This is a genomic window from Aeromicrobium sp. JP4 (assembly GCF_054957925.1).
Map to the genome: position 1 here is coordinate 839,154 of NZ_CM143290.1, position 18,346 is coordinate 857,499.

17 protein-coding genes and 1 rRNA gene are annotated in these 18,346 nt (G+C 70.0%); 2 read left to right on the forward strand and 16 right to left on the reverse strand.

Annotated features, from left to right (window positions below):
• Positions 1–8: 8 nt before the first annotated feature.
• The 8 genes from ACY1JX_RS04135 to rimP form a co-directional block, all read right to left on the reverse strand.
• A 16S ribosomal RNA gene (locus ACY1JX_RS04135) occupies positions 9–1,527 on the reverse strand.
• A 527-nt stretch (positions 1,528–2,054) separates the two neighbouring features.
• Positions 2,055–3,296: a phospholipase D-like domain-containing protein gene (locus ACY1JX_RS04140; RefSeq protein WP_286929762.1), complete on the reverse strand. Its 1,242-nt coding sequence runs from the start codon at positions 3,294–3,296 to the stop codon at positions 2,055–2,057.
• 20 nt (positions 3,297–3,316) lie between these two features.
• Positions 3,317–4,129: a tRNA pseudouridine(55) synthase TruB gene (gene truB / locus ACY1JX_RS04145; RefSeq protein WP_462565291.1), complete on the reverse strand. Its 813-nt coding sequence runs from the start codon at positions 4,127–4,129 to the stop codon at positions 3,317–3,319.
• A gap of 109 nt (positions 4,130–4,238) precedes the next feature.
• The gene (gene rbfA, locus ACY1JX_RS04150; protein ID WP_462565867.1) at positions 4,239–4,685 is read right to left on the reverse strand and encodes a 30S ribosome-binding factor RbfA; all 447 of its coding nucleotides are present in this window, start codon (positions 4,683–4,685) and stop codon (positions 4,239–4,241) included.
• The gene (gene infB, locus ACY1JX_RS04155) at positions 4,682–7,489 is read right to left on the reverse strand and encodes a translation initiation factor IF-2 (protein WP_462565292.1); all 2,808 of its coding nucleotides are present in this window, start codon (positions 7,487–7,489) and stop codon (positions 4,682–4,684) included. The genes rbfA and infB overlap by 4 nt, the downstream gene beginning before the upstream one ends.
• 158 nt (positions 7,490–7,647) lie before the next feature.
• Positions 7,648–7,920, reverse strand: a complete 273-nt coding sequence (locus ACY1JX_RS04160) for a DUF448 domain-containing protein (RefSeq protein WP_181755439.1) — start codon at positions 7,918–7,920, stop codon at positions 7,648–7,650.
• 17 nt (positions 7,921–7,937) lie between these two features.
• Positions 7,938–8,966: a transcription termination factor NusA gene (gene nusA, locus ACY1JX_RS04165; protein ID WP_462565293.1), complete on the reverse strand. Its 1,029-nt coding sequence runs from the start codon at positions 8,964–8,966 to the stop codon at positions 7,938–7,940.
• A complete protein-coding gene (rimP, locus tag ACY1JX_RS04170) occupies positions 8,966–9,430 on the reverse strand; it encodes a ribosome maturation factor RimP (protein ID WP_181755437.1) in 465 nt (154 codons plus the stop codon). Before rimP ends, nusA begins: the two co-directional genes overlap by 1 nt.
• 73 nt (positions 9,431–9,503) lie before the next feature.
• On the opposite strand from rimP, the gene ACY1JX_RS04175 reads away from it, so the two are divergent.
• Both ACY1JX_RS04175 and ACY1JX_RS04180 read left to right on the forward strand, forming a co-directional pair.
• A complete protein-coding gene (locus tag ACY1JX_RS04175) occupies positions 9,504–9,917 on the forward strand; it encodes a hypothetical protein (protein ID WP_181755436.1) in 414 nt (137 codons plus the stop codon).
• Positions 9,914–10,324, forward strand: a complete 411-nt coding sequence (locus tag ACY1JX_RS04180; RefSeq protein WP_286929757.1) for a DUF4439 domain-containing protein — start codon at positions 9,914–9,916, stop codon at positions 10,322–10,324. Before ACY1JX_RS04175 ends, ACY1JX_RS04180 begins: the two co-directional genes overlap by 4 nt.
• 14 nt (positions 10,325–10,338) lie before the next feature.
• Here ACY1JX_RS04180 and ACY1JX_RS04185 read toward each other — a convergent pair whose 3' ends face one another.
• From ACY1JX_RS04185 to ACY1JX_RS04220, 8 genes are read right to left on the reverse strand one after another with little or no spacing between them, the layout of a single operon-like run.
• Positions 10,339–12,081 (reverse strand): proline--tRNA ligase, encoded by a 1,743-nt coding sequence (locus ACY1JX_RS04185; protein WP_462565868.1) that lies wholly within the window; start codon positions 12,079–12,081, stop codon positions 10,339–10,341.
• A 56-nt stretch (positions 12,082–12,137) separates the two neighbouring features.
• Positions 12,138–12,515, reverse strand: coding sequence for a DoxX family protein (locus ACY1JX_RS04190; RefSeq protein WP_181755434.1), 378 nt, complete (start codon positions 12,513–12,515; stop codon positions 12,138–12,140).
• Positions 12,516–12,523: 8 nt separating this feature from the next.
• A complete protein-coding gene (locus ACY1JX_RS04195) occupies positions 12,524–13,390 on the reverse strand; it encodes a GNAT family N-acetyltransferase (protein WP_181755433.1) in 867 nt (288 codons plus the stop codon).
• Between the two features lie 41 nt (positions 13,391–13,431).
• Entirely contained in the window at positions 13,432–14,562 is a 1,131-nt protein-coding gene (gene ispG / locus ACY1JX_RS04200; RefSeq protein ID WP_286929775.1) for a flavodoxin-dependent (E)-4-hydroxy-3-methylbut-2-enyl-diphosphate synthase, read from the reverse strand.
• Positions 14,563–14,579: 17 nt separating this feature from the next.
• Positions 14,580–15,881: a M50 family metallopeptidase gene (locus ACY1JX_RS04205; RefSeq protein ID WP_462565294.1), complete on the reverse strand. Its 1,302-nt coding sequence runs from the start codon at positions 15,879–15,881 to the stop codon at positions 14,580–14,582.
• On the reverse strand, positions 15,878–17,098 hold the full coding sequence (gene dxr, locus ACY1JX_RS04210) for a 1-deoxy-D-xylulose-5-phosphate reductoisomerase (protein WP_462565295.1): 1,221 nt from the start codon (positions 17,096–17,098) through the stop codon (positions 15,878–15,880). Before dxr ends, ACY1JX_RS04205 begins: the two co-directional genes overlap by 4 nt.
• Positions 17,099–17,151: 53 nt before the next feature.
• Positions 17,152–17,610 carry an AMP-binding protein gene (locus tag ACY1JX_RS04215; protein ID WP_462565296.1) on the reverse strand — a complete coding sequence of 153 codons (459 nt, stop codon included), beginning with the start codon at positions 17,608–17,610 and terminating at the stop codon, positions 17,152–17,154.
• Positions 17,610–18,338: an enoyl-CoA hydratase gene (locus ACY1JX_RS04220; protein WP_462565297.1), complete on the reverse strand. Its 729-nt coding sequence runs from the start codon at positions 18,336–18,338 to the stop codon at positions 17,610–17,612. The genes ACY1JX_RS04215 and ACY1JX_RS04220 overlap by 1 nt, the downstream gene beginning before the upstream one ends.
• Positions 18,339–18,346 lie beyond the last annotated feature (8 nt).

Below are 18,346 nucleotides of genomic sequence, written 5' to 3' on the forward strand. Positions count from 1 at the left end.
CTCCTTAGAAAGGAGGTGATCCAGCCGCACCTTCCGGTACGGCTACCTTGTTACGACTTCGTCCCAATCGCCAGCCCCACCTTCGACGGCTCCCTCCACAAGGGTTGGGCCACCGGCTTCGGGTGTTGCCGACTTTCATGACGTGACGGGCGGTGTGTACAAGGCCCGGGAACGTATTCACCGCAGCGTTGCTGATCTGCGATTACTAGCGACTCCGACTTCATGGGGTCGAGTTGCAGACCCCAATCCGAACTGAGACCGGCTTTTTGGGATTCGCTCCACCTCGCGGTTTCGCAGCCCTTTGTACCGGCCATTGTAGCATGCTTGAAGCCCTGGACATAAGGGGCATGAAGACTTGACGTCATCCCCACCTTCCTCCGAGTTGACCCCGGCAGTCTCCTATGAGTCCCCACCATAACGTGCTGGCAACATAGGACGAGGGTTGCGCTCGTTGCGGGACTTAACCCAACATCTCACGACACGAGCTGACGACAGCCATGCACCACCTGTATACCGACCACAAGGGGGGCCGTATCTCTACGGCTTTCCGGCATATGTCAAACCCAGGTAAGGTTCTTCGCGTTGCATCGAATTAATCAGCATGCTCCGCCGCTTGTGCGGGCCCCCGTCAATTCCTTTGAGTTTTAGCCTTGCGGCCGTACTCCCCAGGCGGGGCGCTTAATGCGTTAGCTGCGGCACGGAGACCGTGGAAGGTCCCCACACCTAGCGCCCAACGTTTACGGCATGGACTACCAGGGTATCTAATCCTGTTCGCTCCCCATGCTTTCGCTCCTCAGCGTCAGGTAATGCCCAGAGAACCGCCTTCGCCACCGGTGTTCCTCCTGATATCTGCGCATTCCACCGCTACACCAGGAATTCCGTTCTCCCCTGCATACCTCTAGTTTGCCCGTATCGTAAGCACGCTCAGGGTTGAGCCCTGAGTTTTCACTTCCGACGTGACAAACCGCCTACGAGCCCTTTACGCCCAATAATTCCGGACAACGCTCGGACCCTACGTATTACCGCGGCTGCTGGCACGTAGTTGGCCGGTCCTTCTTCTGCAGGTACCGTCACTTTCGCTTCGTCCCTGCTGAAAGAGGTTTACAACCCGAAGGCCGTCATCCCTCACGCGGCGTTGCTGGATCAGGCTTTCGCCCATTGTCCAATATTCCCCACTGCTGCCTCCCGTAGGAGTCTGGGCCGTGTCTCAGTCCCAGTGTGGCCGGTCACCCTCTCAGGCCGGCTACCCGTCGTCGCCTTGGTGAGCCATTACCTCACCAACAAGCTGATAGGCCGCGAGTCCATCCCATTCCGCCGGAGCTTTCCACCACCAGAAGATGCCTTCGGTGGTCGTATTCGGCATTAGCCAGCGTTTCCACTGGTTATTCCGAAGAATGGGGCAGGTTACTCACGTGTTACTCACCCGTTCGCCGCTCGTGTACTCCCGAAGGAGCCTTACCGCTCGACTTGCATGTGTTAAGCACGCCGCCAGCGTTCGTCCTGAGCCAGGATCAAACTCTCCGTTGAAAATCTCCCACACCCAAAGGCATGGTCAACATCTAGAAAAGCTGATTCCTGACAAGTTTTGACTGCTGGACAGTCATTGTTGTCGGAATTGTCCCTGCGGCAACGCGCGACCATGAACCGAAGCCCATCGTCCTTCGTCGCCGCCGGGGTACTACTAATTAATTCGTCGACTTTTGGCACACTGTTGAGTTCTCAAGGATCAGACGCACATCACACACATCACCGTTCCCGGATCCATGCAGAGGCTCCAATTTACATCGCCGTTTTCACCAGGTCAAACCCGGGTCGGTCACGATGCGCGCTACGTTTTCCCGCGGCCAGTTTCCGGACCCCCCAGAGGAGGTTCCTGGCGTTAACCGCTTCGGTCTGCGCTCCGCTGCGCTGTTCGGCGCAACAAGAAGAACACTACCCATACGATCCCAGCGAGGGCAAACCGGGGTCGGGGTGCCCTGCGTCACACCCGAGATTCCGGGCCAAAACGACCACGCCCGCTCCCCCGGGACACGCCGACCGCGCCGGCGCCGGCGTCAGACCAGCGGCCGCCACGGGCTCAGGAGACGCTCGTAGAGCCGGGCGATCGTGGGCCGGTCGCGCCAGGCCTGGACGTCGAGGACCTGGGCGCTCTGGGCGTCGCGCTCGAAGATGCGGCTCATGCCCTCCGCGAGTCCGTCATCGAGGATCTCGAGGTTGATCTCGTAGTTCCCCGTCAGGCTCAGACGGTCGATGTTGGCAGTGCCGATGGTCGACCACTCGCCATCGACCGTCATCGTCTTCGCGTGCACCATGTGGTCGCTGTAGCGCAGGATCTCCACTCCGGCGTCGAGCAGCTGGCCGAAGTAGCCGCGCGCGACGAAGTCGGCGACGACGTGGTTCGAGACCTTCGGGACGAGGATACGCACCTGCACGCCGCGACGGCTGGCGTCGACGAGTCCTTGCAGGATGTTCTTGTCGGGGATGAAGTACGCCTGCGTGATCTCGATGGACTTCGTCGCCCGGTCGATCGCCTCGAGGTACATCCCACGGATCGGGTAGATGAGCTGCCGGGGCACGTTGCGGTGAGCGCGCACGTGCGGGTCCCAGGTGGACTCGGAGAGGGGCGTCATCGACTCGTGCGGACGCACATCGTTCCAGAAGTCGATGAAGGCGTTCTCCAGGTCCCACACCGCCGGACCGGTGACCGCGACGTGGGTGTCGCGCCACTCGTCGGCGTAGAGGCTGCCGATGTTGTAGCCCCCGACGAACCCGATGGCGTCGTCGACCACGAGGATCTTGCGGTGGTTGCGGCCCCAGGCGCGAGGGCTGAAGAACGCCAGCCGGTGCGGCAGGATCGGGTAGCGCATCATGTGCACCCCGTGGCCGAATCGGAAGAACGCGGGCGGCACCACGAGGTTGGCGAAGCCGTCGTAGATCACGCAGACCTCGACGCCGCGGTCGGCCGCGTCGCGCAGGGCGCGGCGGAACCGGCGGCCCATCTCGTCGCCCTTGATGATGTAGGACTCCAGCAGGATCCGCCGGCGCGCGCCGGCGATCGCGGCGAGCATGTCGTCGTACAGCGCCTCCCCCGAGACGTACACCTGCACCTCGTTGCCGCCACCGATCGTGAAGTGCTCGGCCTCGATCCGCGGGAGCGGCTCGGTGCCCTTGCCACGCATCCGCTTGCGGATGGAGGTGGCGGTCATCAGCGAGACGACGGCACCCAGCTGCACCAACAGGCTGCCGATCAGGAAGCGGCGGAACAGGCCGCGTGGGGGTGACGACCGGAAGCGCATGGCGCTCAGCCTAGGTGGTCTCAGACGAAGACGGCGACAGGGCGCGCGCCGGCGCCGGCCGCCTCGTACAGCGCGAGGAAGGAACCGTCGGGGGCGAACATCGCCACCGGGCCCTCGGCCGGGAGGGCAACCGCCGGGAGGGCGCGGCCGAACCGCACGTCGCGGGCCTGGTCCTCGTCGAGGTCCAGGCCGGGGAACGCGGCCCGCGCGGCGTCGTCGAGTCCGACCATGTCGAACGACTGGGCCAGCTGGTCGAGGGTGCGGGCCTGGTCGAGGCCGAAGCCGCCCACGCGCGTGCGGCGCAGGCTGGTGAGGTGTCCGCCGACGCCCAGCGCGCGACCGAGGTCACGCGCGAGGGCACGCACGTACGTGCCGCTCGAGCACACCACGCGCACGTGGGCGAAGGCGCGCTCGCCGGGCTCGAACCCGGTCAGCTCGAAGGTCTCCACCGTCACGGCGCGTGCCTTGAGCTGGACCTCCTCGCCCGACCGCACGCGCGCGTAGGCACGCTTGCCGTCGACCTTGATGGCCGAGACGGCCGAGGGCACCTGCTCGATCGCGCCGGTCAGCGGTGCGATCTCGCGCAGGACGTCGTCGGCGGTGACGGCCGACGCATCGGCCACCGACGTCTCGTCGCCCTGGGCGTCGTCCGTGACGGTCGTGGCACCCAGCGCGATGGTGGCGAGGTACTCCTTGTCGGCGCCGGCCACGTGGCCGAGCAGCCGGGTGGCGCGGTTGACCCCGAGCACGAGCACGCCCGTGGCCATGGGATCGAGCGTGCCGGCGTGGCCGACCTTGCGCGTGCCGGCGAGCCGTCGCGTGCGCGCGACCACGTCGTGCGAGGTCCAGTCGATCGGCTTGTCGACGACGACCAGGCCCGAGGCCGTGGTCGCGGCGCGCCGCTCGCGTTGCTGCGAGTCGGCGTGCCGCGACCCCGGAACCTCACTGCTCAGTGGACTCGTCCTCGTCCTCGCGCTGCTTGTACGGCTCGGGCTCGCCGGCGTACGCGGCGCCCTGGGCCGCCTCGGCGACGCGCGCATCGGACTCGCGGGCCTTGGCCAGCAGGTCCTCGATCTCGCGCGCCGTCTCGGGGACGGAGTCCAGGAAGAACTCCAGGGACGGCGTGTGCCGCGCGCCGAGCTGCTTGCCGACCTCGGAGCGGATCAGGCCCGTGGCGCTGACCAGCGCCGCGGCGGTGTCCTCCCGGGAGCGGCCGTCGCCCATCACGGTGTAGAAGATCGACGCGTGCTGACCGTCACCGGTCAGCCGCACGTCCGTGATGGTGACGAAGCCGAGCCGCGGGTCCTTGACCCGCCGCTCGAGCATCGTCGCCACGATCTCCTTGATGCGATCGGACTTCTTGGCCTGACGAGGGCTTGCCACGGTCAGTCCCGCTTCTTCTCGACCAGCTCGAAGGCCTCGATGGTGTCCCCGACCTTGATGTCGGAGTACGAGACCACGACACCGCACTCGAAGCCCTCGCGGACCTCGGACGCGTCGTCCTTCTCACGGCGCAGCGACAGGACGTCGAGGTTGTCGGCCACGACCGAGCCGTCCCGCACGATGCGAACCTTCGCATTGCGCCGGATGGAGCCGCTGGTGACCATGCAGCCCGCGATGTTGCCGCCCTTGACCTTGCTCGAGCGGAAGATGTCGCGGATCTCGGCGGTACCGAGCTGCTGCTCCTCGTAGATCGGCTTGAGCATGCCCTTGAGGGCCGCCTCGATCTCGTCGATCGCCTGGTAGATGACCGAGTAGTACTTGATCTCGACACCCTCGCGGTCGGCCAGCTCCGTCGCCTTGCCCTGCGGGCGGACGTTGTAGCCGATGATGACCGCGTTGGAGGCCGCCGCCAGGTTGACGTCGGTCTCGGTGATCGCACCGACACCACGGTCGATGACCCGCAGCGAGACCTCGTCGCCGATGTCGATGCCGGCCAGCGAGTCCTCGAGGGCCTCGACCGAACCAGCGCCGTCGCCCTTGAGGATGAGCAGCAGCTCGTCGGCCTCGCCCTTCTCCATCGAGGACATGAAGTCCTCGAGCGTGCGACGACCCGAGCGCTTCGCCAGCAGGGCGTTGCGCTCGCGCGCCTCGCGCTTCTCGGCGATCTGACGGGCGATGCGGTCGTCCTCGACCACCATGAAGTTGTCACCCGCACCGGGCACGGCCGTCAGGCCGAGCACCAGCGCCGGACGCGACGGGGTCGCCTCCTCGATGTTGTCGCCGAACTCGTCGAGCATCGCGCGGACACGGCCGAAGGCCGGACCGGCGACGAGCGAGTCGCCGACGCGCAGCGTGCCGCGCTGGACCAGCACGGTGGCCACGGGGCCACGACCGCGGTCGAGGTGAGCCTCGATCGCGAGGCCCTCGGCCCGCTGGTTCGGGTTGGCGCGCAGGTCGAGCTCCGCGTCCGCGGTGAGCACGATCGACTCGAGCAGGGCATCGAGGCCCAGCTCGGCCTTGGCCGAGACGTCGACGAACATCGTGTCGCCGCCGTACTCCTCGGGCACCAGGCCGTACTCGGTCAGCTGACCGCGGACCTTGGTCGAGTCGGCGCCTTCCTTGTCGATCTTGTTGACCGCGACGACGATCGGCACACCGGCGGCCTTGGCGTGGTTGAGCGCCTCGACCGTCTGCGGCATGACGCCGTCGTCGGCCGCGACCACGAGGATCGCGATGTCGGTCGCCTGGGCACCACGGGCACGCATGGCGGTGAACGCCTCGTGGCCCGGGGTGTCGATGAAGGTGATGCGACGCTCGTTGCCGTCGACCTCGGTGGCGACCTGGTAGGCGCCGATCGACTGCGTGATGCCGCCGGCCTCCTTGGCCGCCACGTTGGCCTTGCGCAGCGCGTCGAGCAGCTTCGTCTTGCCGTGGTCGACGTGACCCATGACGGTGACGACCGGCGGGCGGGCCGCGAGATCCTCCTCGTCGCCCTCGTCCTCGCCGAACTCCAGCGAGAAGGACTCGAGCAGCTCGCGGTCCTCGTCCTCGGGCGAGACGACCTGGACGTCGTAGTTCAGCTCCTCACCGAGCAGCTGCAGCGTCTCGTCGTTGACCGACTGCGTCGCGGTCACCATCTCGCCCATGTGGAACAGCACCTGGACGAGCGATGCCGCGTCGACGCCGACCTTGTCGGCGAAGTCGGTCAGCGAGGCGCCGCGCGCCAGGCGCACGATCTGGCCGTCGCCCTTGCGGACGCGCACGCCGCCGATCGACGGCGCCTGCATCTGGTCGAATTCCTGACGCTTCGCGCGCTTGCTCTTGCGACCACGGCGCACCGGACCACCGGCGCGACCGAAGGCACCCTGGGTGCCGCCGCGCTGGTTGCGACCGGGACCGCCGCCACCGGGGCGACCGCCACCGGGAGGGCCGCTGAAGCCACCGGGACGCGCAGCGCCACCGGCGCCACCGCCGCCACCGGGACGGCCACCGCCGCCGGGCCGACCGGGACCGCCGGCGCGACCGCCGGGACCGGGACGCGCACCGGGGCGCGCGGGACCGACCGACGACTGCTTGGGCATCATCGCGGGGTTGGGGCGAGGCATGCCCGGACGTGCCGGGGCACCGCCCTCACGTGCGGCAGGCGGCCGCGGTGCGCGGTCCTGCTGCATGCCCTGCTTGGACGAGAACGGGTTGTTGCCCGGACGCGCGGCAGGCGTGCGCGGACCGGGACGGGGACCGCCGCCGGTGGGCAGGCCGCCGGCCTGGCCCGGACGGGGAGCCGGCGCCGGAGCGGGACCCGGGCGCGGGCCCGGGGTACGCGTCGGCGCGGGAGCCGCCGCGGCGGGAGCCTCGGGCGCCGGTGCCTCAGGCGCTGCCGGGGCGGGAGCCTCGACGACCTGGGGAGCCGGGGCCGGAGCCTCGGGGGTGGGCGCCTGGGCCGGACCCGGCTTCGGCGCGGTGGGGGCCGACGGGGCGGCCGGCGATGCGGCGACCTCGGCGGACGTGGACTCGGGGGTCTTCTGGGGTGCCTTCGGCGCCGCCGGCTTGGCGGGGGCCTTCTTGGCACCCTTCTTGGCGCCCTGCTCGCGCAGGCGGTCGCCGTGCTCCTCCTTCAGACGGCGCACGACAGGCGCCTCGACGGTGGAGGACGCCGACTTCACGTACTCGCCCATCTCCTTGAGGGTGGACAGGACGACCTTGCTCTCGACACCGAGCTCGCGTGCGAGCTCGTGGACTCTGACAGCCACTCTTCTCCTTCAGGGATCCGGCCCCGAAGGAGGCACGGATCAGTTGTTGACGTACAGGCTCATTGCGCGGTGCATCTTCATTGCGCAGTACTCATCGAGTGCTCATGAGCGTGTGCTCCGATTTCCGTTTCGAGCGGCACCGGTCGGTGCCACAGTGGTCAGGCTCTGCTGTGGGCCTCGGCTCGCACCCAAGCGGCGACGGCGTCGGTGTCGAGGGGACCTTCGAGACGAAGGGCCCTGACGAACGCTCGCCGGTCAAGAGCGAGTTGCAGGCACCGTTCCGCGGGGTGCAGATGCGCACCGCGGCCCGGCCGAGATCCGTCTGGGTCGGGCTCCACGGTGCTTCCCGCGGGGCTCCGACCGGCGACGACTCTCACCAGGGTGGACTTCTCCGCACGCTGACGACAGCCGACGCACGTACGAATCACCACAGTCCAGTCTAGCGGCTCTACCGAGTGGACGCCGAATCGCCACCCGGCGTGGGTGCCGTGTCGGGCCGGATGTCGATGCGCCAACCGGTCAGCTTCGCTGCGAGGCGGGCGTTCTGGCCCTCCTTGCCGATCGCGAGCGACAGCTGGAAGTCGGGGACGACGACGCGCGCCGATCGCGTGGTTTCGTCGACGATCGTGACGCCCTTCACCTGCGCCGGGGACAGCGCGTAGGCGATGAACTCGGCCGGGTTCTCGCTGAAGTCGACGATGTCGATCTTCTCCCCGTGCAGCTCGGTCATGACCGCGCGCACGCGCTGGCCCATCGGGCCGATGCAGGCGCCCTTGGGGTTCACGCCGGCGGCGGTGGCGTGAACGGCGATCTTCGTGCGGTGTCCGGCCTCGCGGGCGATCGCCGCGATCTCGACCGAGCCGTCGGCGATCTCGGGCGACTCGAGAGCGAACAGCAGCTTCACCAGGTTCGGGTGCGTGCGCGACACCTTCACGCGAGGGCCGCGCAGGCCGCGCTCGACCTCGTAGACGTAGGCCTTGATGCGCTCGCCGTGGGCGTACCGCTCCTCGGGGACCCGCTCGTTCAGCGGCAGCACGGCCTCGATCGAGCCGAGGTCGATGAACACGTCGCCGGGCGAGCGGCCCTGCTGGATCACGCCGGAGACGATGTCGCCGACCTTGCCGGAGAACTCGCCGAACTTGCGCTCGTCCTCGACGTCGCGGATCCGCTGCATGATCAGCTGGCGCGCGACGGACGCGGCGAAGCGGCCGAAGTCCTCGGGGGTGTCGTCGAACTCCTCGGTGAACGTGGCGGCGGGCGTCTCGCCGTCCTCGGACGGGGGCGCCTCGAGGCGCTCGCGCGCCCACACCGTGACGTGACCGGTCTTGCGGTCGAGCTCGACCCTCGCGTGCTGCTGGGCACCCGCGGTCTTGTGGTACGCCGAGAGCAGCGCGGTCTCGATCGCGTCGACGACGAGGTCGAAGCCGATCCCCTTCTCGCGCTCCAGCATCCGCAGCGCCGACATGTCGATGTCCATCAGACGTCCTTCCGGTTCAGCTCGATCTGCACGACGGCCTTGACGATCTCGTCGTACGGGAAGCGGGTGGTGTCGCCCTTGACGGCCAGGTCGACCCCGGTGTCGTCGCTGGCGCGGATGCGGGCCTCGAAGCGCTCGCCGTCGACCAGCTCGACCGCGACGACGCGGCCGGCGTTGCGGCGCCAGTGGCGCGGCTCGAGGAGGGGGCGGTCGACGCCGCGCGAGGCGACCTCGAGCGTGTAGCGGCTCTCGCCCATGACGTCGGACTCGTCGAGGGCGGCGGAGACGGCGCGCGTGACCTGGGCGATCGTGTCGATGTCGACGCCACCGTCGCGGTCGACGGCGACCAGCAGGCGGCGGTTCTCGTTCTTGCCGAGAAGCTCGACCTCGTCGAGGTCGAGGCCGAGGGCGGTGACGACGGGTTCGAGGAGACTCGATATCCGGTCCGTGGGGGAAGTGGTCATCGGGTGCTCCTGTTCAGTTGTCTTCCGTACTGCCCCACCCTAGCGAAGAGGTCGCGGTCGGTAGTCTGCGGTCGTGAGCAGCCGACGCGTCGTGATCGCCGCCGCGGGCGGAGCGGCCGTGGGACTGGCGGGACTGTTCGTCACCGACACCTTCGACGACGCCCTGCGCGCGGTCGGCGCGACACCGAAGCCGCTCCCCCGGCCCGAGGACACCTCGCTCATGCGGGCCGTCATCGAGGACCAGCAGCGTGTGCTGGCCGTCGCCCGCGGTGCCGCGAACGCGCCCGCGGTCACGCTGCTCTCCGCGCAGCTGGAGCAGCTGGGCGCGACCCCCGGCACCGGGACGGGCGCCGGTGATCTCGGCGCCGCCCTGCGCACCGCCTCCCGCCACCGGGCCATCGACGCCCGCGCGGCCATCGCGCCGGAGTTCGCCCAGGTGCTCGCGGCGATGTCCGCCGGCCTCGCCCAGGCGGTGACGCTGACGTGAGCACGGCGACCGAGCTGCGCCTCACGCAGCGCTGGCTGGCCCTCGAGCACGAGGCGATCTGGACCTTGGGCCTCGTGGGCGCCCGCGTCCCCGCGCTGGCCGACGCCGCGGAAGACGCGCTCGCGGCCCACTCGACCGTCCGCGACCGCCTCGGCGACGTGGTCCGGGAGCTCGGCGGCTCCCCCGTGGCCACCCAGCCGTCCTACGACGTCCCCGAGCCCACGAACGCGAAGGCGGCTCGCGCCCTGGTGCGCGACGTGGAGGCGCGCATCGCCGCGGCGTGCGTGCGACTCGTCGCCGCCACCGCCGACCAGGCCCGCGACCGAGCGGTACGCGGCCTGCGCGCGGCCGCGGTGGCCGAGGTGCGCTGGGGCGGCGAGCCGCAGCCCTTCCCCGGCCTCGACTGACGTGCCCGGGCGCGTCAGGCGCGGGCGGTGAGGGTGGCGGCGAGCTCGCCCACGGGCACGTCGGTGCGCTCGCCGGTGGCACGGTCCTTGAGCTCGACGACGCCGTCGACCAGGCCCTTGCCCACCACGACGATCGTCGGCACGCCGATCAGCTCGGCGTCCTTGAACTTCACGCCCGGCGACATCTTCGGACGGTCGTCGTAGAGCACGTCGAAGCCGGCCGTCTCGAGGTCGGCGACGATGGCGTCGGCGCCCTCGAACAGCTCGGGCGCCTTGCCCGCGACGACGAGGTGGACGTCGAACGGCGCGACCTCCTTGGGCCAGACGATGCCCGACTCGTCGTACGAGCCCTCGACCACGGCGGCCACGGCGCGCGAGACGCCGACGCCGTAGGAGCCCATCGTGACGGTAACGAGCTTGCCGTTCTCGTCGAGCACCTGCAGGCCGAGCCGCTCGGCGTACTTGCGCCCGAGCTGGAAGATGTGACCCATCTCCATGCCCCGGGCCAGCTCGAGCGGGCCCGAGCCGTCGGGCGCGGGATCGCCCGGACGCACCTCGGCGGCCTCGATCGTGCCGTCGGACGTGAAGTCGCGGCCGGCCACGAGGTCGAAGACGTGGGAGCCGTGCACGTCGGCGCCCGTGATCCAGCTGGAGCCGTCCACGACGCGCGGGTCGGTGAGGTAGCGGATGCCGGTGGCGTTCTCGGTGCCGAGCACGCCGGGGCCGATGTAGCCCTTGGCCAGCGCCGGGTACTTCGCGAACCCGGCGTCGTCGAAGGGCTCGATCTCGGCAGGCGACACCTGGGCCTCGAGCCGCTTCGTGTCGACCTCGCGGTCGCCGGGCAGGCCGATCGCCAGCGGCTCGGTGGAGCCGTCGGGGTGGCGCAGCATCACGAGGACGTTCTTGAGCGTGTCGGCGGCCGTCCACGGACGGTCGTCGCGCGGGAACGCCGCGTTCGCGTGGTCGACGAGGGTCTCGATCGTGGGCGTGTCGGGCGTCAGCTCCGCGTGCGCGGCGGGCAGCCCGTCGAACGCGATCGCGTCGGGTACCACGGTGGTCACGGCCTCGACGTTGGCCGCGTAGCCACCGGGCGAACGGACGAACGTGTCCTCGCCGGTCTCGGAGACGACGAGGAACTCCTCGCTCGCCGAGCCGCCCATCGCACCGGAGTCGGCCTGGACGATCACGTAGTCGAAGCCGAGCCGGTCGAACACGCGGATGTAGGCGGCGCGGTGCGCCTGGTAGGCCTTCTCGAGGCCCTCGTCGGTGACGTCGAACGAGTACGAGTCCTTCATGATGAACTCCCGGCCGCGCAGGATGCCCGCGCGGGGACGCGCCTCGTCGCGGTACTTCGTCTGGATCTGGTAGAGGATCGCGGGCAGGTCCTTGTAGGACGAGAACGTGTCCTTCACCAGCAGGGTGAACATTTCCTCGTGGGTGGGACCGAGCAGCATGTCGTTGCCGCGGCGGTCCTTCAGCCGGAAGAGGTTGTCGCCGTACTCGGTCCAGCGATCGGTGGCCTCGTAGGGGTCGCGCGGCAGCAGCGCCGGGAAGCGCACCTCCTGGCCGCCGATCGCGGCCATCTCCTCACGGACGATCGCCTCGACCTTCGCCAGCACCCGCAGCCCCAGCGGCAGCCACGAGTAGATGCCGGGGGCGACGCGACGCACGTAGCCGGCGCGGACGAGCAGCTTGTGGCTCGGCACCTCGGCATCGGCGGGATCGTCGCGCAGGGTACGGAGGAACAGCTGGCTCATGCGCATGGCACGAGGTTATCGGCTGGGGCACGGGCCGCCGTGGCCGCCCGACGGGTTCAGGAGCGGCCGGAGCGCGCGAGGTTGAGCGCCGCGCGGATCAGCGGCCACTGCAGCGGTAGCCGGGCGACGACGCCCGCCTTGTAGGCCGGGGAGGCGCGGCGGCTGCCGACCACGTCGACCGCCATCTGCACGTTCGCCGGGAACACCGCGGCCAGCAGCCCCGCGGACGCCAGCGCACCGATGCGGCGGGTGGGCGGCGCGATCACGGCCGCCGCGCAGACCAGCTCGGCCACACCGGAGGCCAGCACGAGCTCGCGGTGACGCGGCAGGAAGCGCGGCACGATCCGCTCGAAGACCTCGGGTCGCACGAGGTGGATGACGCCGGACACGGCGAAGGGGACGGCGACGAGCGCCAGGTCGGTGCGGCGGGTCATGGGACCTCTCAGAGCAGGATCGAGGCGAACGTCTCGACGTGGCGGAAGCCGACACGCTGGTACGTGCGGAGGGCCGGGGTGTTGTGGGAGTTGACGTAGAGGGTGACGGCCGGCGCGACGGAGCGGCGCACCTGGCGGATCACCGAGGCGAGGGCCGGGGCGGCGACTCCGGTGCCCCGCAGGTCGGGGTGCACCCAGACCCCCTGGAGCTGGCACCCGGTGTCGGTCGCGGCGCCCACCTCGGTCTTGAACAGCACCGTGCCGTCCTCGATGATCGCGTAGGACCAGCCCATCGTCACCAGCTGGGTGACACGGGCGCGGTAGCCGCTCGGCGAGCCCACCGACTCGGGATGGATCCCGACCTCCTCGGTGAACATGGCCACGCAGGCCGGGTAGAGCGTGTCGACCTGGTCGATCCCGACCGGACGCACTCGCGGGTCGAGCGGGACGTCGCTGTCGTGCTTGAGCACCATGAACGGCTGGTTGGGTCGTGGTGAGCGCGCCGGGCCCCACTCGTGCTTGACCCGGTCCCACAGGGGCAGGACGGCCTTGGCCGGGCCGACAAGCGAGCTGGGCTTGTGGCCGTGGGTCAGGAGCCGGTCGCTGAACGCGTCGATCGCCGCGGGCGTGGCCTGGGCCGGGACGACGTTGGCCCCCACGTGCAGCAGCGAGACGGCCTCGCCGTCCTCGAAGTAGCCCCACAGCTCGGCGCCGAACCAGCGCCGGTCGAGCCGGGTCGAGTCGACGCGATGGCGCACGAACATGTCGACGAGCGGCTCACGATCGAGCACGTCGTGGATGAGATCGAGGTCGGCTCGTCCCAACGGCCTCACGTAGGAGGACGTCGCTGCGGGCGGATCGCAGACCTCGGTCATGGCAAAAGCCTACCCGGGCGTCAGCCGACGGACCGAGGACTTCAGGAGACGGAGACGGACGCCGAGCCGCCGTCGACCGGCTCCATCGTCTCGGCGATGCGCATCGCCTCTTCGATGAGGGTCTCGACGATCTGGCTCTCGGGCACGGTCTTGATGACCTCGCCCTTGACGAAGATCTGGCCCTTGCCGTTGCCGGAAGCGACGCCGAGGTCGGCCTCACGGGCCTCACCGGGACCGTTGACGACGCAGCCCATGACGGCGACGCGCAGCGGCACCTCGAGGCCGTCGAGACCGGCGGTGACCTGCTCGGCCAGCGTGTAGACGTCGACCTGCGCGCGCCCGCACGACGGGCACGAGACGATCTCGAGCTTGCGCGGGCGCAGGTTGAGCGACTGGAGGATCTGGATGCCGACCTTGACCTCCTCGACCGGCGGGGCCGAGAGGGAGACGCGGATCGTGTCGCCGATGCCCTTGCTGAGCAGCGCGCCGAAGGCGGTGGCGCTCTTGATCGTGCCCTGGAAGGCCGGACCCGCCTCGGTGACGCCCAGGTGCAACGGCCAGTCGCCGCGCTCGGAGAGCATCTCGTAGGCGGCCACCATGACGACGGGGTCGTTGTGCTTGACCGAGATCTTGAAGTCGTGGAAGTCGTGCTCCTCGAAGAGCGAGGCCTCCCAGACGGCCGACTCGACGAGCGCCTCGGGCGTGGCCTTGCCGTACTTCTCCAGCAGGCGCTTGTCGAGGGATCCCGCGTTGACGCCGATGCGCAGCGAGACGCCCGCGTCCTTGGCGGCCTTGGCGATCGCGCCGACCTGGTCGTCGAACTTGCGGATGTTGCCCGGGTTGACGCGGACCGCGGCGCAGCCGGCGTCGATCGCGGCGAACACGTACTTGGGCTGGAAGTGGATGTCGGCGATGACCGGGATCTGCGACTTCCTCGCGATCGCGGGCAGGGCCTCGGCATCGTCCTGGCTCGGGCACGCGACGCGCACGATGTCACAGCCGGCGGCGGTCAGCTCGGCGATCTGCTGCAGCGTGGAGTTGATGTCCGACGTCAGCGTGGTGGTCATCGACTGGACCGAGATCGGGGCGTCACCGCCCACGTCGAGCGAGCCCACCTTGATCTTGCGGGTGGGACGGCGAGGGGCGAGCACCGGCGGCGGGGCCTCGGGCATTCCGAGGTCGATGCCGGTCACGAGAGCCTCACCGGATTGACGATGTCGGCATAGATCAGGACCACACCCATGACTATAAGGACGAGCCCAACCCCATAGGCGACCGGCAGCATCTTCGCGACGTCCACGAAGCCCGGATCGGGCCGTCCGCGCAGGCGTGCGAACGTGCGGCGGATCTGCTCCCACAGGGCGCCGGCGATGTGCCCGCCGTCGAGCGGCAGCAGCGGGATCAGGTTGAACAGCCACAGGAAGAGGTTGAGGCTGGCCAGCAGGCTGATGAGGCGCTGGGTGCGCTCGGCCCACGTGGGGTCGTCGTACGTCACGAGCTCACCGGCGACGCGGCTGGCGCCGACGACGCTGACCGGTCCCTCGGCGTCCCGCTCGGCCCCGAAGGCCGCCTTGGCGACGTCGACCATGCGCGCCGGCAGGTGGACCAGCGCGTTCGCCGTGGCGCCGATCATGTCCCCCATCTGGACGACGACGAAGCTCGGGCCCTGCCGCTCGGTGACGAAGGTCGGGGAAACGCCGAGGAAGCCCACGTTCTCGGTGCGATCGGGGTCGTCGACGGCGGCCCGCGCGAGCACCGAGGTGTTCACCGTGACTTCGCGCTCGGCGCCGTCGCGCTCGAACCCGATCGTGGCCTCGCTGTCGCCGTTGCGGCGGATCAGCGTGGTGACCTCGGTCCAGTCGTCGAGCGGCTCGCCGTTGAACGTCGTCAGGACGTCGCCCGGCTCGAGGCCCGCCTGGCGCGCCGGCGTGACGGGGTCGGCATCGGTGCACGCGCGGCCGGCCTCCGCGTCGGTGATCGCGCAGTCGGACACCGCCGAGACCGTGGTGGTGGGCGTGGGCACCCCGAACGCCATGAAGGAGATCGAGAACAGCAGGGTGGCGATGAACAGGTTCACCGTGGGCCCGCCAGCCATGACGATGACCTTCTGCCACCACGGCTTGCGGTAGAACAGGCGGTCCTCGTCGGCCGGGTCGATGTCCTCGTACTCCGCGGCACGGGCGTCGGTGGCCATCTGGGTGAACAGGCCCGTGTTCGAGGAGCGCACGACGAGGTGACCCTCGCGGTCGCGCTCCTCGCGCTCGGGCGGGAGCATGCCGACGAGCTTCACGAAGCCGCCGAGCGGGATGGCCTTGAGGCCGTACTCGGTCTCGCCGCGCTTGACCGACCACAGGGTGCGGCCGAAGCCGACGAAGTACTGCGTGACCTTGATGCCGAACTTCTTGGCGGGCCACATGTGCCCGACCTCGTGCAGCGCGATCGAGGCGGCCACGCCGATGAGGAAGAGGACGACTCCGAGGGCGTACATCATCGGCTGGTCACCTCGGCCCGTGCGGCGACGACCTCGCGAGCGCGAGCTCGGGCGCGGGCGTCGGACTCGAGGACCCGCTCGACCGACAGGTCGCCGGTGGCGGCGTCGGGGTCGGCGAGGTGGTCGTCGACGATCTCGGCGACGGTGTCGACGATGCCAAGGAAGTCGAGGTCGCCGGCCACGAAGGCGTCGACGCAGACCTCGTTGGCGGCGTTGAACACGGCGGGGGCGGTGCGACCGAACTCACCGGCGCGACGGGCGACGCGGATGGCGGGGAAGGCTGTGTCGTCGAGCGGGAAGAACTCCCACGCGGTGGGCGCGCTCCAATCGCAGGGCGGGACTGCGCCGGGAACCCGGCGCGGCCACGCCAGGCCGAGCGCGATCGGCAGCCGCATGTCGGGCGGGGACGCCTGCGCCATCGTGGAGCCGTCGACGAACTCCACCATCGAGTGGACCACCGACGTGGGGTGCACCACGACCTCGATCCGGTCGTAGCCGATCCCGAAGAGCAGATGCGCCTCGATGACCTCGAGGCCCTTGTTGACGAGCGTGGCCGAGTTGATCGTGATCACCGGGCCCATGTCCCACGTGGGGTGCGCCGCCGCCTGCTCGGGCGTGACGTCGCGCAACTCCTCACGGGTGCGGCCGCGGAACGGACCGCCGCTGGCGGTCAGCACGAGACGCCGCACGTCCTCGGGCTCCTCGCCCCGCAGGGCCTGGGCGAGCGCGGAGTGCTCGGAGTCCACCGGCACGAGCTGGCCCGGCTTCGCGGCGTCGAGCACCAGGTCGCCGCCGATGATGAGCGACTCCTTGTTCGCCAGAGCAAGCGTGGCGCCGGTCTCGAGCGCAGCCAGCGTGGGCATCAGTCCGACCGCTCCGGTCATGCCGTTGAGGACCGTGTCGGCGGGCACGCGCGCGGCCTGGACGGCCGCCTCGGGGCCGGTCACGAGCCGGGGCAGGCGGTACTCCCCCGCCGACCAGCCGCGCCGCTGCGCCTCGGCGTAGAGGGCCAGCTGCACGTCCTGCGCGGAGGTGGCGTTGGCGACCGCGACCACCTCGACGCCGAACTCCAGCGCTTGGGACGCCAGGGTCGCCGGATCGGCGCCTCCGGCGGCCAGCGCCACCACGTCGAACCGGTCCGGATTGGCTCGCACCACGTCGAGCGCCTGCGTGCCGATCGACCCGGTGGAGCCCAGGACGACCACCCGCGAACTCATGGGCTCCATTGTGGCACCGGCGGACGAACGCGGGGTCGTCCCCCGCGAACCGGTCAGGTCAGCGTGCCACCGTGCAGGAGGGTGGCCAGCACGTCGCCGTACGCGCGCTCCATCCGCTCGCCGTAGTCGCCCTCGTCGTGCACGGCGGCCGGGGCCGGATCGACGCGGCCGGCGCGCAGGACGAGGTCGAGCTCGTACTCCTCCTCGCCGTCGTGGATCGTGGCCGGATCGCCCTCGATCGCGAACGAGGCGTCGCTCGCGGGCTCGGCGCCCAGACGCACGACGGCGAGCACGCTCACGACCCAGGTGTGCCGGTCGGAGACGGAGAGCCGCACGGGCGCCCCGGCACGCAGGCCGAGGTCGCGGAGCCCACCGGCGAGCGACGCCGACTCGTGCAGCAGCTGCGCGTACGAGAGCGAGCCGGTGGCCGTGACGAGCGCCAGCTCGTCGGCGCGCCCTGCGACGACGTGGGAGTCCAGCGCGCGGAAGGCGATGCTCTGCGGTCGTGCCATCAGATCCCCCTGAAGATCGGGTCGCGCTTCTCGGTGCGGGCCAGGGCCGCCTCCTTGACGTCCTCGCTGGCCCAGACGTCGGCGAAGCTCTGCGTGATGCGCTCGTCGTCGTCGGTCGAGCCGTTGAGGACGAGCTTGTTGTGGGCCAGCGTCAGCGGTGCGAGGCGGGCGATCTCGTGCGCCCACGCGATCGCGTCGTCGAGGGTTCCCGCGCGGTCGGCCAGGCCGCAGTCGAGCGCCTCGTCGCGATCGATCGTGTCGGCGGCGAGCATGACGCGACGGGCGCGCCCGGTGCCGGCGAGGTCGGCCAGCGTGCGGATCGTCCAGGCATCGACCGCCATGCCGTTGCGCGCGGTGGGGACGGCGAACCTGGCCCTCTCGTCCACCACGCGCAGGTCGCACGCGATGGCAAGCTGCGTGCCCGCGCCGATCGCCGGGCCGTTGACGGCCGCGATGATCGGCACCGGCGCCTTCGCGAGGTGGTGCAGCATCCGGTAGAGCGCCTCGATGAACTCGTCACCGTAGACGCCGTCGAGGTCGGCGCCGGCGCAGAAGGCCGACCCCTCCCCCGTCACGACGAGGACACGCGCGCCCTGCTCGACCGCGCCGGTCGCGGCCTCGTGCAGCTCGCGGCACAGCGCCAGGTTGAGGGCGTTGCGCCGGTCGGGCCGGCGCAGGGTCAGCACGACGACGTCGCCGTCGCGCGCGGTGGTCAGCAGGTCGGACATGCGATCCA

Excerpts from the sequence above, each read along its gene's own strand:
- ACY1JX_RS04140 (WP_286929762.1), bottom strand. The coding sequence starts at position 3,296 with ATGCGCTTCCGGTCGTCACCCCCACGCGGCCTGTTCCGCCGCTTCCTG.
- nusA (WP_462565293.1), bottom strand. The coding sequence starts at position 8,966 with ATGGACATCGACATGTCGGCGCTGCGGATGCTGGAGCGCGAGAAGGGG.
- rimP (WP_181755437.1), bottom strand. The coding sequence starts at position 9,430 with ATGACCACTTCCCCCACGGACCGGATATCGAGTCTCCTCGAACCCGTC.
- ACY1JX_RS04185 (WP_462565868.1), bottom strand. The coding sequence starts at position 12,081 with ATGAGCCAGCTGTTCCTCCGTACCCTGCGCGACGATCCCGCCGATGCC.
- ACY1JX_RS04190 (WP_181755434.1), bottom strand. The coding sequence starts at position 12,515 with ATGACCCGCCGCACCGACCTGGCGCTCGTCGCCGTCCCCTTCGCCGTG.
- ACY1JX_RS04195 (WP_181755433.1), bottom strand. The coding sequence starts at position 13,390 with ATGACCGAGGTCTGCGATCCGCCCGCAGCGACGTCCTCCTACGTGAGG.
- ispG (WP_286929775.1), bottom strand. The coding sequence starts at position 14,562 with ATGCCCGAGGCCCCGCCGCCGGTGCTCGCCCCTCGCCGTCCCACCCGC.
- ACY1JX_RS04205 (WP_462565294.1), bottom strand. The coding sequence starts at position 15,881 with ATGATGTACGCCCTCGGAGTCGTCCTCTTCCTCATCGGCGTGGCCGCC.
- dxr (WP_462565295.1), bottom strand. The coding sequence starts at position 17,098 with ATGAGTTCGCGGGTGGTCGTCCTGGGCTCCACCGGGTCGATCGGCACG.
- ACY1JX_RS04215 (WP_462565296.1), bottom strand. The coding sequence starts at position 17,610 with ATGGCACGACCGCAGAGCATCGCCTTCCGCGCGCTGGACTCCCACGTC.
- ACY1JX_RS04220 (WP_462565297.1), bottom strand. The coding sequence starts at position 18,338 with ATGTCCGACCTGCTGACCACCGCGCGCGACGGCGACGTCGTCGTGCTG.